16 protein-coding genes are annotated in these 15,115 nt (G+C 68.8%); 4 read left to right on the forward strand and 12 right to left on the reverse strand.

What is annotated here, in order from left to right; translation table 11 throughout:
• Positions 1-93: 93 nt before the first annotated feature.
• The 7 genes from rodA to QHF83_RS11670 form a co-directional block, all read right to left on the reverse strand.
• Positions 94-1,227 (reverse strand): rod shape-determining protein RodA, encoded by a 1,134-nt coding sequence (gene rodA / locus QHF83_RS11640; RefSeq protein ID WP_282417863.1) that lies wholly within the window; start codon positions 1,225-1,227, stop codon positions 94-96.
• Positions 1,224-3,173: a penicillin-binding protein 2 gene (gene mrdA, locus QHF83_RS11645; protein WP_282417864.1), complete on the reverse strand. Its 1,950-nt coding sequence runs from the start codon at positions 3,171-3,173 to the stop codon at positions 1,224-1,226. The genes rodA and mrdA overlap by 4 nt, the downstream gene beginning before the upstream one ends.
• Positions 3,170-3,697, reverse strand: coding sequence for a hypothetical protein (locus QHF83_RS11650; protein ID WP_282417865.1), 528 nt, complete (start codon positions 3,695-3,697; stop codon positions 3,170-3,172). Before QHF83_RS11650 ends, mrdA begins: the two co-directional genes overlap by 4 nt.
• Positions 3,698-3,717: 20 nt before the next feature.
• Positions 3,718-4,596 carry a rod shape-determining protein MreC gene (gene mreC / locus QHF83_RS11655; RefSeq protein ID WP_282417866.1) on the reverse strand — a complete coding sequence of 293 codons (879 nt, stop codon included), beginning with the start codon at positions 4,594-4,596 and terminating at the stop codon, positions 3,718-3,720.
• 113 nt (positions 4,597-4,709) lie between these two features.
• Complete coding sequence (locus QHF83_RS11660; RefSeq protein ID WP_136930736.1) at positions 4,710-5,744, reverse strand: rod shape-determining protein; 1,035 nt, start codon at positions 5,742-5,744, stop codon at positions 4,710-4,712.
• A 222-nt stretch (positions 5,745-5,966) separates the two neighbouring features.
• Complete coding sequence (gene rpmG, locus QHF83_RS11665; RefSeq protein WP_136930735.1) at positions 5,967-6,128, reverse strand: 50S ribosomal protein L33; 162 nt, start codon at positions 6,126-6,128, stop codon at positions 5,967-5,969.
• 234 nt (positions 6,129-6,362) lie between these two features.
• The gene (locus tag QHF83_RS11670) at positions 6,363-7,301 is read right to left on the reverse strand and encodes a hypothetical protein (protein ID WP_282417867.1); all 939 of its coding nucleotides are present in this window, start codon (positions 7,299-7,301) and stop codon (positions 6,363-6,365) included.
• A gap of 427 nt (positions 7,302-7,728) precedes the next feature.
• On the opposite strand from QHF83_RS11670, the gene QHF83_RS11675 reads away from it, so the two are divergent.
• Entirely contained in the window at positions 7,729-8,613 is an 885-nt protein-coding gene (locus QHF83_RS11675) for an acyl-ACP desaturase (protein WP_282417868.1), read from the forward strand.
• Positions 8,614-8,683: 70 nt separating this feature from the next.
• On the opposite strand, the gene QHF83_RS11680 is transcribed toward QHF83_RS11675, so the two are convergent.
• Positions 8,684-9,655: a prolipoprotein diacylglyceryl transferase family protein gene (locus tag QHF83_RS11680; RefSeq protein ID WP_282417869.1), complete on the reverse strand. Its 972-nt coding sequence runs from the start codon at positions 9,653-9,655 to the stop codon at positions 8,684-8,686.
• Between the two features lie 128 nt (positions 9,656-9,783).
• On the opposite strand from QHF83_RS11680, the gene QHF83_RS11685 reads away from it, so the two are divergent.
• From QHF83_RS11685 to glp, 3 genes are read left to right on the forward strand one after another with little or no spacing between them, the layout of a single operon-like run.
• On the forward strand, positions 9,784-10,536 hold the full coding sequence (locus QHF83_RS11685) for a patatin-like phospholipase family protein (RefSeq protein WP_282417870.1): 753 nt from the start codon (positions 9,784-9,786) through the stop codon (positions 10,534-10,536).
• 4 nt (positions 10,537-10,540) lie between these two features.
• Positions 10,541-11,089: a MogA/MoaB family molybdenum cofactor biosynthesis protein gene (locus QHF83_RS11690; protein WP_282417871.1), complete on the forward strand. Its 549-nt coding sequence runs from the start codon at positions 10,541-10,543 to the stop codon at positions 11,087-11,089.
• The gene (gene glp, locus QHF83_RS11695; RefSeq protein ID WP_282417872.1) at positions 11,089-12,291 is read left to right on the forward strand and encodes a gephyrin-like molybdotransferase Glp; all 1,203 of its coding nucleotides are present in this window, start codon (positions 11,089-11,091) and stop codon (positions 12,289-12,291) included. Before QHF83_RS11690 ends, glp begins: the two co-directional genes overlap by 1 nt.
• A gap of 2 nt (positions 12,292-12,293) precedes the next feature.
• Here the strand turns inward: glp and QHF83_RS11700 are convergent, their stop codons facing one another.
• Genes QHF83_RS11700 through QHF83_RS11715 form a run of 4 tightly spaced genes read right to left on the reverse strand, consistent with a single transcriptional unit; the run spans position 12,294 to position 15,041 of the window.
• Positions 12,294-12,788: a molybdenum cofactor biosynthesis protein MoaE gene (locus QHF83_RS11700; protein WP_282417873.1), complete on the reverse strand. Its 495-nt coding sequence runs from the start codon at positions 12,786-12,788 to the stop codon at positions 12,294-12,296.
• Positions 12,785-13,723 (reverse strand): cyclic pyranopterin monophosphate synthase MoaC, encoded by a 939-nt coding sequence (gene moaC / locus QHF83_RS11705; RefSeq protein WP_282417874.1) that lies wholly within the window; start codon positions 13,721-13,723, stop codon positions 12,785-12,787. Before moaC ends, QHF83_RS11700 begins: the two co-directional genes overlap by 4 nt.
• Positions 13,724-13,735: 12 nt before the next feature.
• Positions 13,736-14,785, reverse strand: a complete 1,050-nt coding sequence (gene moaA / locus QHF83_RS11710) for a GTP 3',8-cyclase MoaA (RefSeq protein ID WP_282417875.1) — start codon at positions 14,783-14,785, stop codon at positions 13,736-13,738.
• A gap of 4 nt (positions 14,786-14,789) precedes the next feature.
• On the reverse strand, positions 14,790-15,041 hold the full coding sequence (locus QHF83_RS11715) for a MoaD/ThiS family protein (protein ID WP_272423538.1): 252 nt from the start codon (positions 15,039-15,041) through the stop codon (positions 14,790-14,792).
• Positions 15,042-15,115: the final 74 nt, after the last annotated feature.

A 15,115-nucleotide genomic window follows, 5' to 3' on the forward strand; every position in this document is an offset into this window, starting at 1 on the left:
CGGTCCAGGGCTTGCCCTGGTCCGGGTCGAGGGGCGGACAGCCCCTCGTCGGGTCCGGGGTGAAACCCCGGCGCCACGCTCCCGATCACCCTCTCAAAGGCGATCAGGCGCGGGGACGACCGAGTAGCGACGCATCGACACGTTCATGAGCAGCGCGACACACATGAGCATCGTGGTCACGCTGGAGCCGCCGTAGGAGAAGAGCGGCAAGGTCACGCCGACGACGGGGAGGATGCCGCAGACCATCCCTGCGTTGATGAACGCGTGCCAGAAGAGGATCGCGCCGCAGCCGACGCCGAGCACGGCGCCGAAGCGATCCTTGGCGAGCGAGGCGATGCGGATCGACCACAGGCAGAGAAAGCCGTAGAGCAGCACGAGCAGCACGCTGCCGGCGAAGCCCCACTCCTCTGCGAAGACCGGGAACGGGAAGTCCGAGAACTGATCGGGCAGGAAGTTGAACTGGTTCTGCGTGCCCTTCATGTACCCGTTGCCGAAGAGCCCACCGTTGCCGATGGCCACGCGCGAGTGATGCGCGTGCCAGCCGGTCTTGAGGATGTCGTCCTCGGGCCGCAAGAAGACGGTGACGCGCGCCTTCTGGTAGTCGAGCAGGACGTAGTTCCAGATGATGGGGAGAGCGCAGGCGACGGTCACGATGAACGTGACCACGCTCTTCCACCGGACCCGCGTGAGCGCGGCGATCATCAGGAAGACGAGCACGTGAATCGAGGCGGTGCCGAGATCGGGCTGCTTCAGGATCAGCAGCGCGGGCACGCCCGTGAGCAGCGCGGGTACGAGGAGGTCCTTCAGCGTGCGCCCTTCGCTGCGTGGATCGTCGTGAAGGAACTTCGCCAGTGCGATGACGAGGAAGACCTTCATGAACTCGCTCGGCTGGAAGCGGAAAGCGCCGAACTCGATCCAGCGCTTGGAGCCTCGCAAGTCCTTCGCGAAGATGAAGACGAGGATGAGCGAGAAGACGCCGAAGGTGTAGATGGCGTAGCCGAGGCGCTCGAGGTGGCGATAGTCGATGGCGACGAGGATGCCGCCGAGAATGCCGCCGAGCACGAGCCAGTAGATCTGGCTGATGTAGAGCTCGGCGCGCACACCCTGGTAGACGCTGGTCGCGCTGTAGAGGTTGACCACGCCAAGCACGGCGATGAGCGCCGCCGCGATGAAGAGCGGCCAGTCGAAGTGATCCCTCGCGCGGGGGGAGACGTCGCCGCGGATCACGGGGAGCCTCCACGATCAGGCTTCGGCTGCGTGCGCGTGTTGCCCGCGTTGTTCACGCCGGCGCGCGGGCCGCGCTCGCGCGCGAGCTCGTTGTAGGCGCGGACGACCTCGAAGGCGACGGGCGCCGCGTGCTTGCCGCCGGCGCCGCCGTGCTCGACGAGGACCACGACCGCGACCTCGGGCGCGCGCGACGGCGAGTAGCCCGCGAACCATGCGTGCTCGCGGTTGAAGTACCAGACGCGCTCGGCCTCGGCGCCACGCGCGAGCTTGTGCGAGACCTGCGCTGTGCCCGTCTTGCCTGCCATGTCCACGCCGAGCACGCGCGCCTTGAAGGCGGTGCCCTCCTCGGAGTTCACGCCCGCGTAGAGCGCCTTCTGCACGAGCGAGAGGTTCTCGGGGCTCACGTCGATCTGCCGCCGCACACGCGGCGCGAACTCCTGCACCACCGTGCCCGCGCTCGTCTCGACCGCACGCACGATCTGCGGCTGGTAGAGCGTGCCGCCGTTCGCGAGCGCCGCGTACGCGAGCGCGAGCTGAAGGACGGTCACGGTCGTCGCGCCCTGGCCGATCGCCGCGTTCAGGCCGAAGCCGAGGCGGAACTGGCCCTTGTTGCGCAAGGTCATCCAGGCGCGCGTCGGCATGCGCCCGGCCGCCTCCGCGTTCACGCCGAGGCCCGTCCTCGCGCCGAGGCCGAAGCGCTGACCCATCTCGGCGATGACGTCCATGCCCACGCCGAGCTCGGCCGCGAGACGGTAGAAGTAGACGTTGCACGACTCCGCGATCCCCTGGTGGAGATCCACCGGTCCGTGAACGTGCGTGCACCGGAACGTGCGCTTGCCGAAGGTCAGCGCGCCGCGGCAGTTCGTCGCCTGGCGCGGGTCGATGAGCCCCTTCTCCAGCGCCGCGAGCGCCGTGAACGGCTTGAACGTCGAGCCTGGCGGATACGCGCCCGAGATCGTCTTGTCGAGCGCGGGCTTGAGCGGATCCGAGTAGAGCCTGCGAAACGCGTCGCGGATGACCTGCTTGCCCGATCCGCCCGAGAGCGCGTTCGGGTCGTAGCTCGGCTTCGAGTAGAGGCCGATGATGCGCCCCGTGCGCACGTCGATCAGCGCGACGCCGCCCGCGAGCTCGCCGCGCATGGCCTTGTCGATCGCGCGCTGGATGTCGGCGTCGAGCGTGAGCCGGAGATCGCGGCCCGGGATCGGATCGACGCGCCGCGGCTCCTCGATGATCCCCTCGCCGCCGGGCCTGCGCCGGCCCCTCGCGTCGACGAGCACCTTTTCCCAGCCGCGCGTGCCGCGCAGGTAGCTCTCCCATGCGCGCTCGATGCCCGTCGCGCCGACGCGATCGCCTTCGACGTAGCCCGCGCTGCGGAGCTGGTTCAGCTTCTCCGCGTCGACCTCGACCATGTAGCCGAGCGCGTGCGCGCCGACCTCTTCGTACGGGTAGTAGCGGACCGGCACGGGCACGACGTCCACGGCGGGCAGCTCCGCGTCGTGCGTGCGCAGCGTGGCCACGGCGTCGCGCGAGATGTCTTCCTTCAGCAGGATCTGCTGGCTCTTCCGGGGCCCTTCGCTCGCGCGGATCGTGGTGAGCAGCGCTTCGAGCCGCGCGCGTTCGTCCACGCCGACGCCGAGGTACTCGACGAGCTTCGGCCAGACGACCTGCATGTCGATCCGCTCGGGAACGACGTAGAGGTTGTACGAGGGCCGGCTCGCCGCGAGGATCTTGCCGCTCCGATCGCGGATGAGCCCTCGCGTCGTGGCGAGCGTGACGCGACGGACGATGTTCTCGCGGGCGATCGCTTTGTTGTCGGCGCCCTCGAGGATCTGGAGCTGGAAGAGACGCCCGATCAGGACGAGCTGGAGCACCGCCATTGCGAGCGCGATCCAGCGGAAGCGGCGCCTGAACTCGCTGACGTCGGAGCGCTGAACGACAAGGCTCATCGCTGCCCTCCTTCCCCCGGCCTCGGCACGTTGATGGTCGCCTGATGCACGCGCTCGGCGAGGCTGAAGACGAGCGGCGCGAAGAGCGCCGTCCCGATCGCGTGCGGCGCGACGAGCGTCGCGAGCGCGCGCGGCCTCGCCGTGTCGGTTCCGAAGATCGCCGTGAGCACGATGATGAGCACGCCCTCGAGCAGCGCGAAGGCGAAGGCGAGCGCGACCTTCGTGAGGAGCGTCTGCGCGGCGAGGCGCACGCCCGCGGCGCGCGCGACGACGAACGTGGCGACCGTGATGAAGGTGAACAGGCCGATCGGCGCGGCCGAGAACAGATCGAGCAGGTAGCCGAGCAAGAACGCGAGCGCCGCGCCGCGCGCGATCGAGTACTCGTGCACGCCCATGAACACCACGAGCGGCAGGAGCAGGCTCGGCGTGATCCCCGCGATCTGCAGCCGCCCGATCAGCCGGTAGAGGTTCGACTGGATGATGAGAAGGGCGACGCCGACAGCGAGAAATGCGGTGTTTCGCATCGTCCTCTCTCCTCCCGACCTTACCGCCGCGGCGTGGACGAGCCTGACGCCGCAGGGGCCGGCTGGGCCTCCTCCGTGGGCGCGGAGGTGACGATCAGCACCTCCTCGAGCCGCGAGAAATCCACGGCAGGTGTCGCGTAGACCTGCTGATAGATGCCGAAGTCCCGCTTCACGACCTGCGTCACCTTGCCGACCGGGATGCCCTTCGGATACCGCTTCCCGACGCCGCTCGTGACGAGCAGATCGCCGACCTCCACCTCATCGGTGCGCTGCACGTACTCCACGCTGCAGAGGTACTTCGTCTCGTCGCCCGTCCCGCGGACGAACCCACGCGCGCCGGTCCGCTGCACGACGACGTCGACGCCGCTGCCCGCGTCGACGACGAGCCGCACGTCGATCGTGTCACCCGACACCTTGAGCGTCGTGCCGACGACGCCGTCGGGCGAGATCACAGGCAGGTTCGGCTGCACATCGCGCGACTCGCGATCGAGGCTGACGCGCGCGACGCGGAAAAACTCGTTCGTGTTTTTCCCGACGACCTGCGCGCTTACGACGTCGGTGCGGACGCTCGTGCGCAGATCGAGCAGGCGCCGGAGCCGCCGGTTCTCTTCCTCGAGCGCTTCGAGCTTGCGCACGCGCTCGCGGAGGCGCGCGTTCTGCGAGGCGATCCGCGCGTTGTCCTCCTTGACGTCGACCAGGTAGATGTAGTCGCCCCAGATGTTCGAGAGCCCGCGCGCCAGCGTCGCCGCGGCATACTGGAGAGGCGTCGCGATCCGGACGATCACCTTGTCCGCGCCCGTGACCTTGCCTGGATCACGCATGCTGGCCCGGAGGAACCAGAACGGCACCGCCAGGGCGAGCAGGACGATGGCCAGGTCGCGGTAACGCTTGAAGTTCATGCTTCGGGCGGCGCTGCCGCCGGGAAGGCGGCATCAGACAACGCGAGGGAGGTCCCCGCTCTTCCCTCGATGCCACGAGAGACGCGCGGACGCTACCTGCACACGCGCTCCGGTCAGCTGATCGTGACTTCCTTCAGAAGCTCGAGGTGATCGAGCGCTTTTCCGCTGCCGAGAACGACGGCGCTGATCGGATCGTCACAGACCATCACCGGCAGCCCCGTCTCTTCGCGAAGGAGCACGTCGAGATTTTTCAGGAGGGAACCGCCGCCGGTGAGGACGATCCCCTTGTCCACGATGTCCGCCGCGAGCTCGGGGGGCGTGCGCTCCAGCGCGACGAGCACGGCGTCGACGATCGCGTTCGTTGGTTCTGCAAGCGATTCGCGGATCTCGTCCGAGTTCACGACCACGGTCTTCGGGATACCCGCGACCATGTCGCGCCCTTTGACCTCCATCGTGAGCTGCTGCTCGAGCGGATACGCGTTGCCGATCGTGATCTTGATCCGCTCGGCCGTCTGCTCGCCGATGGCCATGTTGTACTTGCGCTTCATGTACGCCATGATGGACTCGTCCATCTTGTCGCCGCCGACGCGCACGCTCTGCGAGTAGACGATGCCGGCGAGGGAGATGACCGCGACCTCGGTCGTGCCGCCGCCGATGTCGACCACCATGTTGCCCGAGGGCTCGGTGATCGGAAGACCGGCGCCGATGGCCGCCGCCATGGGCTCCTCGATGAGGTACACCTCGCGCGCGCCCGCGCCCTCCGCGCTCTCTTTCACCGCGCGTTTCTCGACCTCGGTGATGCCGAAGGGCACGCAGATGATGATGCGCGGCTTGACGAGCGTGCGGCGGTTGTGCGCGCGGGCGATGAAGTAACGCAACATCGCCTCGGTGATCTCGAAGTCGGCGATGACGCCGTCGCGCAGCGGCCGCACGGCTTGGATGTTCCCGGGCGTGCGCCCGAGCATTTCCTTCGCCTCACGGCCGACCGCGAGCACCTTCTTGCCGCCGCGGTTGTCGCGCTGCACGGCCACCACGGAAGGCTCGCAAGAGACAATGCCCTTGCCCTTCACGTAGATGAGCGTCGTGGCGGTGCCGAGATCGATCGCGAGATCGTTCGAGAACAGGCCGTAGAGCCAGTCGAAGATCATCGCATCGCCTTCGAAGCTTGGGGTCCGGTCCGCCCGAGACGTGCATCCATGCCGCACGGGCAGACGGCGGTCCTATCATCCATGGTGGGGTGTCGCAACGAGAGCACCTGCTCAGGTCGGGCGCACCCGTTCAGCAGCAAGCACGGGCGAACCCATGGCCATGCCATGGATCCACCCGTCAATCACATTCACACGTGCACAGGCAGATCCGGGAAAGGCCGATCAGCCCTTCGAGATCTTGCCTTCCTTGTGCTCGTAGTGCTTGCGGCACACCGGACAGAACTTCTTGATGACGAACTTGTCCGACATCGTCCGCTTGTTCTTCGTCGTGTGGTAGTTCGCCCGGCTGCAATTGCCGCACGTCAGCTTGATGATGTCGCGCATGGCTGTCTCCTGAAACTCACCGGTTTCGCGCCGGCTCGGTCACAGGCACGCTCGCGTGAGGTGCCGCGAAACCCGCCCTCCACGACCCACCACGACGGGGGGGCGCAAAGGAGGGCGGTAACCTACGGAATTTCCCGCCGCTGTCAACGTCGGCGAGCACGACCTTGGGCAAAGATCGCCAACGAGCCGTGACGGGCGAGCCCGAGCTGACGCTCAGCCGCTCGCCGAGCTCGATCACTCGTCGTCTTTTCCGCCGTCCCTCCAGTCGTCGTCGCGGCCCCAGTTCTTGTTGTTGCGACGTCCGCCGCCACCCCCAGGGCCGTCCCCGTCGTGGCCACCGCCGCCGCCACGACGACGACGATCGTCGAACGTCTTGCGTTGCGGAGGCGGAGGAGGCGCGGGGGCGTAACCGCTCGACCCACCACCACCGCCGATGTAGCCGCCACCGCCGCCGCCATAACCGCCGCCGCCGCCGCCATAACCGCCGCCGCCGCCGCCATAACCGCCGCCGCCGCCGGCGTAACCGCCGCCGCCGGAACGCTCCGCGCCAGCCGGACGTTCGCCCTTGGGATGCGCGAGGTTGACGACGAGCCGACGGCCACGCACGTCCACGCCGCGCAGCGCTTCGATCGCGCCCTTCGCCGCCTCGGCGCTCGCCATCGTGACGAACCCGAAGCCGCGCTTGCGTCCGTCCGCGTCCATCGGCAAGTGCACGCGCACGACGGGGCCCGCACCGGTCGAGGTGATCATCGACTCGACCTCCTCGATGCTTGCGTCGTACGGGAGGTTGCCGACGTAGAGAGTGCGGTCAGGCGCTGCCGCAGCAGGCCCACCGCCACCGCCGCCACCACCACCGCCGCCCATGCCGCCGCCCATCGGCCGCGGGCCACCCACGCCGCCTTCACGGCGCGGAGGCTCGGCCTGGAAGGGCCGCACGGAGATCGACTTGCCGCCCTGGAACGAGCCGTCCAGCGACTCGCGAGCGGCGTTCGCCTCTTCGCTCGTCGCGAGCGTCACGAACCCGAAACCGCGCGGCCGACCCGTCGCGCGATCCTTCGGCAGGCTCACCTCGACGACGTTGCCTCCTGTCGCCTCGAAGAGCCCGCGGAGAACATCTTCGGTAATGGAGTCGGGCAACCCTGCTACGAACAACTTACGAGAATCTTCAGCCATCGAAAAACCTGCGCACCATCGATCCTAGCGCCTCGCCTCCGAGGCTCGCGCCCTCTTGCTCGCCTCGAACACTCTCCCCTCGGAGACTTGCCTCGCATCACGATGGCGAGGACCGTACCTCCTGGGACGAGCTACAGCCCACGATATATGGCCCACTTCCCGCGTCAAGGGAGCCTCTCTCGGCCCGTTCGTCCCCGAGCGCGTCGATTCCTCCGCGGCAGCCCCCGAGCCCCCGCCTCCGCCGCCTCGCCGACCCCTCCCGTCTCATCGCCGTTCGGTCGCTGAAATCAGGGCGGCGAAAGGCTTTACGCAGCGAAAAAAACAGGCGTCGTGAGACGTTCGGCGCCCGGGCGACCGGGACGGAGGATCCGCTTGCGTCGTCGGACGTAAATCGTGTTACGACCCGTTCCCCGAGGTTCAAAACGCGATGGCGGAGCACTTCAACATCGAGCGCTTGATGGATTCGTCTGGCAGGGTCGACCTTTCGGACATCGACTGGTCCGAGGTCCCGAAGCACCCGATGACCCCCGAGGCGATCCGTTGCCTGCGGTATTTCCTGCTGACGGAGAACTCGACGTTCTTCTACACCAAGGCCCTCATGTCCACGAACGCCGTGTACGAGGAGCCGGAGATCGCGCCCTTCCTCTGCGTGTGGATGTACGAGGAGGAGTTCCACGGACGTGCCTTCCGCAGGTTCATGGAAGCGCTGGGCGAGCCGCTTTCTCCGACGTACCGGCGTGACATGTTCCTCTCGCGCAGCCCCGGCGAGCGGATCGACGAGTTCGGGCAGAACATGCTCGGCAAGCTCTTCCCGACGCACTGGCCTGGCGTGCACATGGTCTGGGGCACGATCCAGGAGTTCACGACGTACAGCGCCTACCAGGCGCTCATCGAGCGGATCGATCACCCGATCCTGAACAAGATCTGCCAGCGGATCATGAAGCAGGAGCTCCGCCACTACGCGTTTTATCGCGAGCATGCGAAGCGCCGCCTGCAGCGCGATCCGATGACGGCGAAGATCGTCTCCGCGGCGCTGAAGCTCGCCTGGACCCCCGTCGGCGACGGTATGTGCTCCAAGGAAGACGTCCTTCACACGATCCGCTTCCTCTTCGACGGCCTCGACGGCAAGGCGATCGCGCGCGTCGATCAGAAGATCAGCGAGCTGCCCGGGCTCGAGTGGTTCGACCTGTTCACGAAGTTCGCCGACCGCCACAACATCCGACGCGCGCCCGACGCGTGGTTCCCGCGGAACTTCCGCGCCAACAGCCAGCCGAAGATCGAAGCCGAGCCCGCGCTCTTCGACGCGGAGTGATGCTCGGCAGCTACGCTCGACGCGAGCCACGAACGCCGTGGATCGCGTCGAGCGACGCACGCTCCGCCCCTCAGCTCTCCTGACCCGTCGCCCCGCTCTCGCTGCTTTCACTGCTCTCGTCCGCAGCCGTGTTCTCCACGGGGCGAGCCTTCTTCTTGCGCTTCTTCTTGCCAGCCGCGGGCGGCCCGCCGTCCGTGGGCGCCGCCGTCTTGTCCTTGGCGAGCACGAACGTGAAGTAGGCGCCGATCGCGAAGAGGCCGAAGCAGGCCCATTGCGCGGGCGTCAGGCCGCCGTACCGCGGATCGCCGCCGAGCATGCTCGCGCCCTCTTCCTCGCGGAAGAAGTCGAGCACGAAGCGCACGGGCGCGTACGCCATGCAGATGACGCCGGTGAAGTAGCCCGGCAGCCGCGGGCCGCGACGCCAGAGCAGCGTCACGATGATCGCGAGCGGGATGGTCAGGAAAAACTCGTAGAGGCCGAGGTCGTAGCGGCCGACCCAGCCGCTGCCCATCGGGTAACGAACCGCGAACCACGCGTCGGAGAGGCGGCCCGGGTGATCGTGCACGACGGAGCAACCGGCCCGACCGAAGATCCAGGCGATCGGGAAGGTCGCGACGACGACGTCCGCGTACGCGAGGACCTTCTCGCGCTTGATGAACTTGTACGCGAAGCAGCCGATGATCGCGCCGATGAAGCCGCCGTAGCTCGACAGGCCATCCCAGAGCATCAGCAGGTAGAGCGGATCACGAGCGACGCGCTGCGGGTGGTAGAAGATCGCGTCGAGGACGTGCCCGCCGATGAACCCCGCGGCGACGACCCAGAAGATGAACTCGTTCATCTTCTTCGTGTCGAGGTTGCGCTCCTTCGCGCGGTGCATCGTGATGACCGAGCCGATGTAGACGCCGAGCGCGACGAGCGTGCCGAACGGCTTGATCGACGGCGGATGCGCCGGGTCGAAGAGCTTGCCCAGGACGGGGACGTCGAGCAGGAAACCGAGCGGGATCTCGGGGAGCGTGATGTAGGGGATCAGCGGCTCTGCCACGCGGACGTGCGTAGCGCAGCGCGCGCGCCGACGCCATGGACGCGCGCAGCAAGCCTCACGCTTCCGCGCCGAAGGCCGCCGCCCCGGCGAAGGGTGACGTCGAACACGGGCTCTGATAAGACCTCGGCGTGCGAGCGCTGTCCTTGCCCGGCTGCGCCTGCCGGGCGGCGTTCCAGTTCGGCGTGCTCTCGCGCCTCGTGGCCGCGGGCGAGCGCTTCGATCTCGTGGCGGGAGCCTCGTCGGGATCCATCTCCGGCGCGGCGCTCGTCGCGGGCCTCGCGGCCGCGGGACCGGACCTCTGGCGGTCGATGGCAAAGACGCCCGTCGTGTCGCGGCGCTACCTGCAAAGCGAGTGGAGCCCGTTCGGGATGAGCGCGGTGCTGCGCGGCGCGCTCGAGCGCTTCTTGCCCGAGAAGAAGCTCCACGGGACGGAGACGGAGCTGCTCGTGGCGACCACACACGCGCGGCGCTTCTTTGCGGGGAGGAAGGACGCGCTCGTCGTGCACTCGAACCACGAGCGGCGCGACATGCACGACGTGCTCGTGGCGTCGTGCTTCATCCCGGTCGTGTACGCGCGTGTGCCGCGGCTCGACGGAGACGTGCACCTCGACGGAGGCGCCGCGGACAACACGCTCATCGACACGCTCGTGGCGCGCGGGGCGACGGACATCACGGTGATCTCGCCATTTCCCGGCGGGAAGATCGCGCGCACGCTCTTTTCGCCCGAGAAGCCCCCGACAGCGCCGCCGCACGTACGCCTGCGCCTGCTGTTCCCCGAGCGGCCGCTCCGGCAGCGGCACTTCGATTTCGATCCGGGCCCCATGGAAGAGGCGCTCACGATGCCGCACCGCTCGGTCGTCATCGAGCCGAGGAGTCGTTGAATTTATGAGCACCAACGAAAAACCCGAGGTCTTCAAGGTCGCCACCTTCACCCTCAGCGATACGCGCACGCCGAGCGACGACGTGGGCGGCCGCGTGCTCGTCGATCGCCTGCGGGCGGCGGGTTTTACCGTCGTCTCGCACGCGATCCTGCGGGAGGAGCCGGACGAGCTCCGCGAGGCGATCCACTACGTCTGCGACGCGGACGCGGCCGACGCGATCGTGCTGACGGGCGGGACGGGGATCGCGCCGCGGGACCGGACGATCGAGGTGATCGCGCCCATGCTCGACAAGACGATCGACGGCTTCGGCGAGGCGTTCCGCAGGCTCTCGTGGGATCAGATCGGGCCCCGCGCGATCCTGTCGCGCGCCATCGCCGGCGTGGTGCGAGGCAAGGTGATCGCGGCGCTGCCAGGCAGCCCGAGCGCCGTCGAGCTCGCGGTCGATGCGCTGCTCGCACCGACGCTGGCCCACGCGATCGCGCTGGCGTCCGGGCGAGGCGGGAAACACGCCGCGCACGGCCATGCTCACGGCAAGCATGGGAGGAAGCACTGATGCTTTCGTATCGCGACGCTCTCGCGCGTCTGCTCGCCGCCGCGAAGTCCGTGGGCAAGGAGCGCGTGAGCGTGGATCAGGCCGCCGGGCGCGTGCTCGCGGAGGACCTCGTCGCGCGCGCGCCGATGCCGGCGTTCGATCACAGCTCGATGGATGGCTACGCGGTGCGCGCCGCGGATGTCGAGGGAGGCGGGCCGTTCGAGTTGCCCGTGGTCGGCGAGAGCTCGGCTGGCGGCGAGAGGCCCGCGCTCGCGCCGAAGAGCGCGTGCCGGATCTTCACGGGCGCGCGACTGCCCGAGGGCGCGGATACCGTGATCATGCAGGAGAACGTCGAGCGGCGCGGCGACGTGATCGTGATCCGCGAGGCGCCACGAGCGGGCGCGTGGATCCGTCGACGTGGATCCGATCTCGCGGAGGGCGCGGTGGCGATCGCGCGGGGCACGCGGATGAGGCCGGGTCACGCGGCTCTCGCGGCGGCGCTCGATCGTCCTTTCGTGCTCGTCGCGCAGCGGCCCGTGGTGACGATCCTGTGCTCGGGCGACGAGCTGCGATCGCCGGGCGAGCCGGGCAAACCCGGATCGATCGCCGAGTCGAACGGCGTGTTCGTCGCGGCTGCAGCCTGTCAGATCGGGGCGATCGCGCGCGTGGGCGCGTACGTGCCGGACGACCTCGACGTCGCGCGCGCGGCGGTCGTGGAGGCGCTGCGCGGAAGTGATCTCGTGGTGACGATCGGCGGCGTGAGCGTCGGGGATCGTGACGTGATGCGGCCCGCGTTCGAAGCGGCCGGCGTGACGCTCGATTTCTGGCGCGTGGCCATCAAGCCGGGAAAGCCGATCGCCGTGGGCCGCGCCGGGGACACGCATGTGCTCGGGTTGCCCGGCAATCCCGCGAGCGCGTCGCTCACGTGGCTGCTCTTCGGAGCGCCGCTCGTGCGAGCGTTGCAAGGTGACCCGGCGCCGCTCCCGCAGCGCGAGCGCGTGGTGGTGGTGGGCTCGTACGAGCGTACGCCGGGCCGCGAGGAGTTCGTCCGCGCGCGGATCGAGCCGGGCACGGGGCCGATGCGCGCGCGGATCCTGCCGAATCAGGCGTCGGGCGCGGTGACGAGTTTTGCCGAGGCGGAGGTGCTCGTGGTGGTGCCCGCGAGCCAAGGGAGCGTCGAGGACGGGAGCGAGCTCGAAGCAATCCGGATCGACGCGTTCTGAGGTCAGCGCTTCTCGTCGTGCGCGCGGCCGTGGTGCGCGTGCGCGTGATGTCCGTGTTCGCCGTGGTCGGGCGCGCAGCGCGCGTCCTCCCAGCCGACCCAGTAAGGCCCGTCGGGGCCGTGCTCGCGTTTCCAGATCGGGAGCCTGGCCTTGATGCGATCGATGAGCTCGCGACACGCGCGGAACGCCTCGCCGCGATGCGGGGCGCTCGCGGCGCATGCGACGGCGACGTCGCCGACGTGGAGCGCGCCGATGCGGTGCGTGGCTGCGACACGAACGCCCGGAATCTCACGCTCGATCTCTTCGAGGATCCGCTGGAGCTCAGCCTCGGCCATGGTGCCGTAGGCCTCGTATTCGAGCAGGCTCACGGCGCGGCCGTCGTTCGTGTTGCGAACGACGCCGAGGAACGTGGCGATCGCGCCCGCCTCGGGGCGCGCCACGATCTGGATGATCTCGTCGAGCGAGAGCGCCTCGCGGCGGATACGCGTCGCGCTCACGGCGACCTCCGGAAGTGTCCCGATCGACCACCGCTCTTCTCCACCAGCATCACGTCCTCGACGACCATCTCGCGATCGATGCCCTTGAGCATGTCGTACAGCGTGAGCGCGGCGACCGACGCGGCCACCATCGCTTCCATCTCCACGCCGGTCCTGTCCGTGGCCTCGGCGCTCGCCGTGATCGAAACGCGCGCGGCGGCCTCGTCGACGTCGAGCGCGATGGCCACGTGCGTCAGGGCGATCGCGTGACACATCGGGATGAGCTCCGGCGTGCGCTTGGCGGCCATGATGCCGGCGATTCGCGCCGTCGCGAGCACCTCGCCCTTCGGCGTGTCGCCACGCGCGAGGCGAGCGGCGGTCTCGGGCCGCATGCGCACGCGCGCGACGGCGACCGCGCGCCGCTGCGTCGGCGGCTTCTCGGCGACGTCGACCATCCGGACATCCCCGCGAGGACCGAGGTGCGAGGAGAGGCTCGTCGCATCGGTCGCGTGCGCAGCAGCGCGCGGGACGAGGACGTCGAGCGCGGCCGAGAGGATCGTCGGATCGCTGCGCTTTGCCGCGCGGCGGAGGCAGTGCACGAGAGAAAAACGAGCGAGGCCCGAGAGCGAGGCCCACGTGCGCGCGTCGATCGATCGATCTGCCGGCAAAGCCTCACGCAGGCCTTCGGGCAGGTGATCCGGGCTCGGATCCGCGGCGAGTGGCATCGGGAGTGCAGGAGGGTGGGCCTGCTGCACGATCTCGTTGACAGTCGCCACGTCGACGACGGCCTCGGCGCCGGCGCGCGTGATCCGCCGTCGCTCCTCGAACGCGAGGGAGCGCCAGCCTTCGAGCGGCAGCCGGAGCCCGGCGTGATCGAGTGCGCGTCGCGCAGCGAGAGGAACGAGATCCAGCGCGGGCCCGATCTCTTCGGCTTCGAATGAAAATACTTCGTTCACGGAGGCCGAATCCTATCCGCCGATCGCGCGCATGGACACGCCCGCGGCGGTCTCCTCGGTGCAACCCTTCCAGATCGTGCCGTCGGGCTTCATCGACCAGGCGAGCCCGATGTGCTCGACGATCGCCTCCGCATCGCCCGCGCGCGCAGGCGCTCCTGCGTCGACGCCGTCGTCCGTGGCGAGGCAAGGACGCAGGACGCCCGTCGACGAGACGCGCAGGCGATCACAGGTCTCGCAGAACGTGTCGCTCGTGCCCGTGATGAACCCGACGCGCAGCGCCGGATCGTGGCGCGCGCGCACGTACTTCGCGGGGCCGAGGCCCGGATCGGTGACGGCCTCCTCGGGGAGGAGGTGCGCGGCGAGCGCCCGGCGCATCTCGGACGCCGTGACGAGGTGATCGGCCACGAGCTTGGCTCCCTCGGCGATCGGCATGACCTCGAGGAACCGCGGCAAGATCCGTTTTTCCCAGGCCCAGAGCAAGATGCGCTCGAGCTCGTCGTCGTTCACGCCGCGCAGGACGACGGTGTTCAGCTTGATCGGAGAGAACCCCGCTTCGATCGCGGCGTCGATGCCCGCGAGGACGGCGTCGAGATCGCCGCCGCGCGTGACCTCGCGAAAACGAACGGGGTCGAGTGTGTCGATCGAGACGTTCACGCGATGCAGCCCCGCGTCGCGCAGCGGCCGAGCGAGGCGCGCGAGCTGCGAGGCGTTCGTGGTGAGCGCGAGGTCCTCGAAGCCGAGCGAGGAGAGGTGCGCGACGATCGAGACGATCTCGGGATGCACGAGGGGCTCGCCACCCGTGAGCCGCACGCGGCGTACGCCCGCGCGCCGCAGCGCCTCGAACATGGTCTTCCACGCCGGCGTCATGAGGCGACCGTCCGCGTAGCCATCGTTCCGCGAGGGCCGGCAGTACGTGCAGGCGAAGTCGCACCGATCGGTCACGGAGACACGCACGCTGCGCGGCGGCGGGCCGGCCGAAACGCGCGTCGGCACGAGCGAGCGCGCGCCGAGCATCGGCAAGGATCGCCGTTTCTCGACCGTCGGATCGTTCACCACCGCCACCGCCTCATCCTCCCGCGACGGGCGGGATCAACGCGACCTCGTCCCCCGACCGGACCTCCTCGTCGGGTCGCGCATACGCGCCGTTCACCGCGACGCGGATCGATCGCCGATAAGGAACGAGCGCGGGAAAACGGCTGCAAACGTGGTGAAGAAGCTCCTCCGCGGTGCACGGCGCGTCGAGCGGAAAGACGAGCTCCGACGCACCGAGCACGTCCCGCGCCCCCGCGAACGCGAGCAGCCTCACCGTGTTCGACATGTTCCGTAACGTAGCATTGTTGGATCGAGGTTGACAGATCGGGCGTGAAAACAAGCCGTCTCGTCGCTGTGCCG

This window comes from Polyangium sp. 15x6, assembly GCF_029960785.1.
Taxonomy (GTDB): domain Bacteria; phylum Myxococcota_A; class Polyangia; order Polyangiales; family Polyangiaceae; genus Polyangium.

Coding starts and splice junctions, on each gene's coding strand:
- mrdA (WP_282417864.1), bottom strand. CDS start 3,173: ATGAGCCTTGTCGTTCAGCGCTCCGACGTCAGCGAGTTCAGGCGCCGC.
- QHF83_RS11650 (WP_282417865.1), bottom strand. CDS start 3,697: ATGCGAAACACCGCATTTCTCGCTGTCGGCGTCGCCCTTCTCATCATC.
- mreC (WP_282417866.1), bottom strand. CDS start 4,596: ATGAACTTCAAGCGTTACCGCGACCTGGCCATCGTCCTGCTCGCCCTG.
- QHF83_RS11660 (WP_136930736.1), bottom strand. CDS start 5,744: ATGATCTTCGACTGGCTCTACGGCCTGTTCTCGAACGATCTCGCGATC.
- rpmG (WP_136930735.1), bottom strand. CDS start 6,128: ATGCGCGACATCATCAAGCTGACGTGCGGCAATTGCAGCCGGGCGAAC.
- QHF83_RS11670 (WP_282417867.1), bottom strand. CDS start 7,301: ATGGCTGAAGATTCTCGTAAGTTGTTCGTAGCAGGGTTGCCCGACTCC.
- QHF83_RS11675 (WP_282417868.1), top strand. CDS start 7,729: ATGGCGGAGCACTTCAACATCGAGCGCTTGATGGATTCGTCTGGCAGG.
- QHF83_RS11690 (WP_282417871.1), top strand. CDS start 10,541: ATGAGCACCAACGAAAAACCCGAGGTCTTCAAGGTCGCCACCTTCACC.
- glp (WP_282417872.1), top strand. CDS start 11,089: ATGCTTTCGTATCGCGACGCTCTCGCGCGTCTGCTCGCCGCCGCGAAG.
- QHF83_RS11715 (WP_272423538.1), bottom strand. CDS start 15,041: ATGTCGAACACGGTGAGGCTGCTCGCGTTCGCGGGGGCGCGGGACGTG.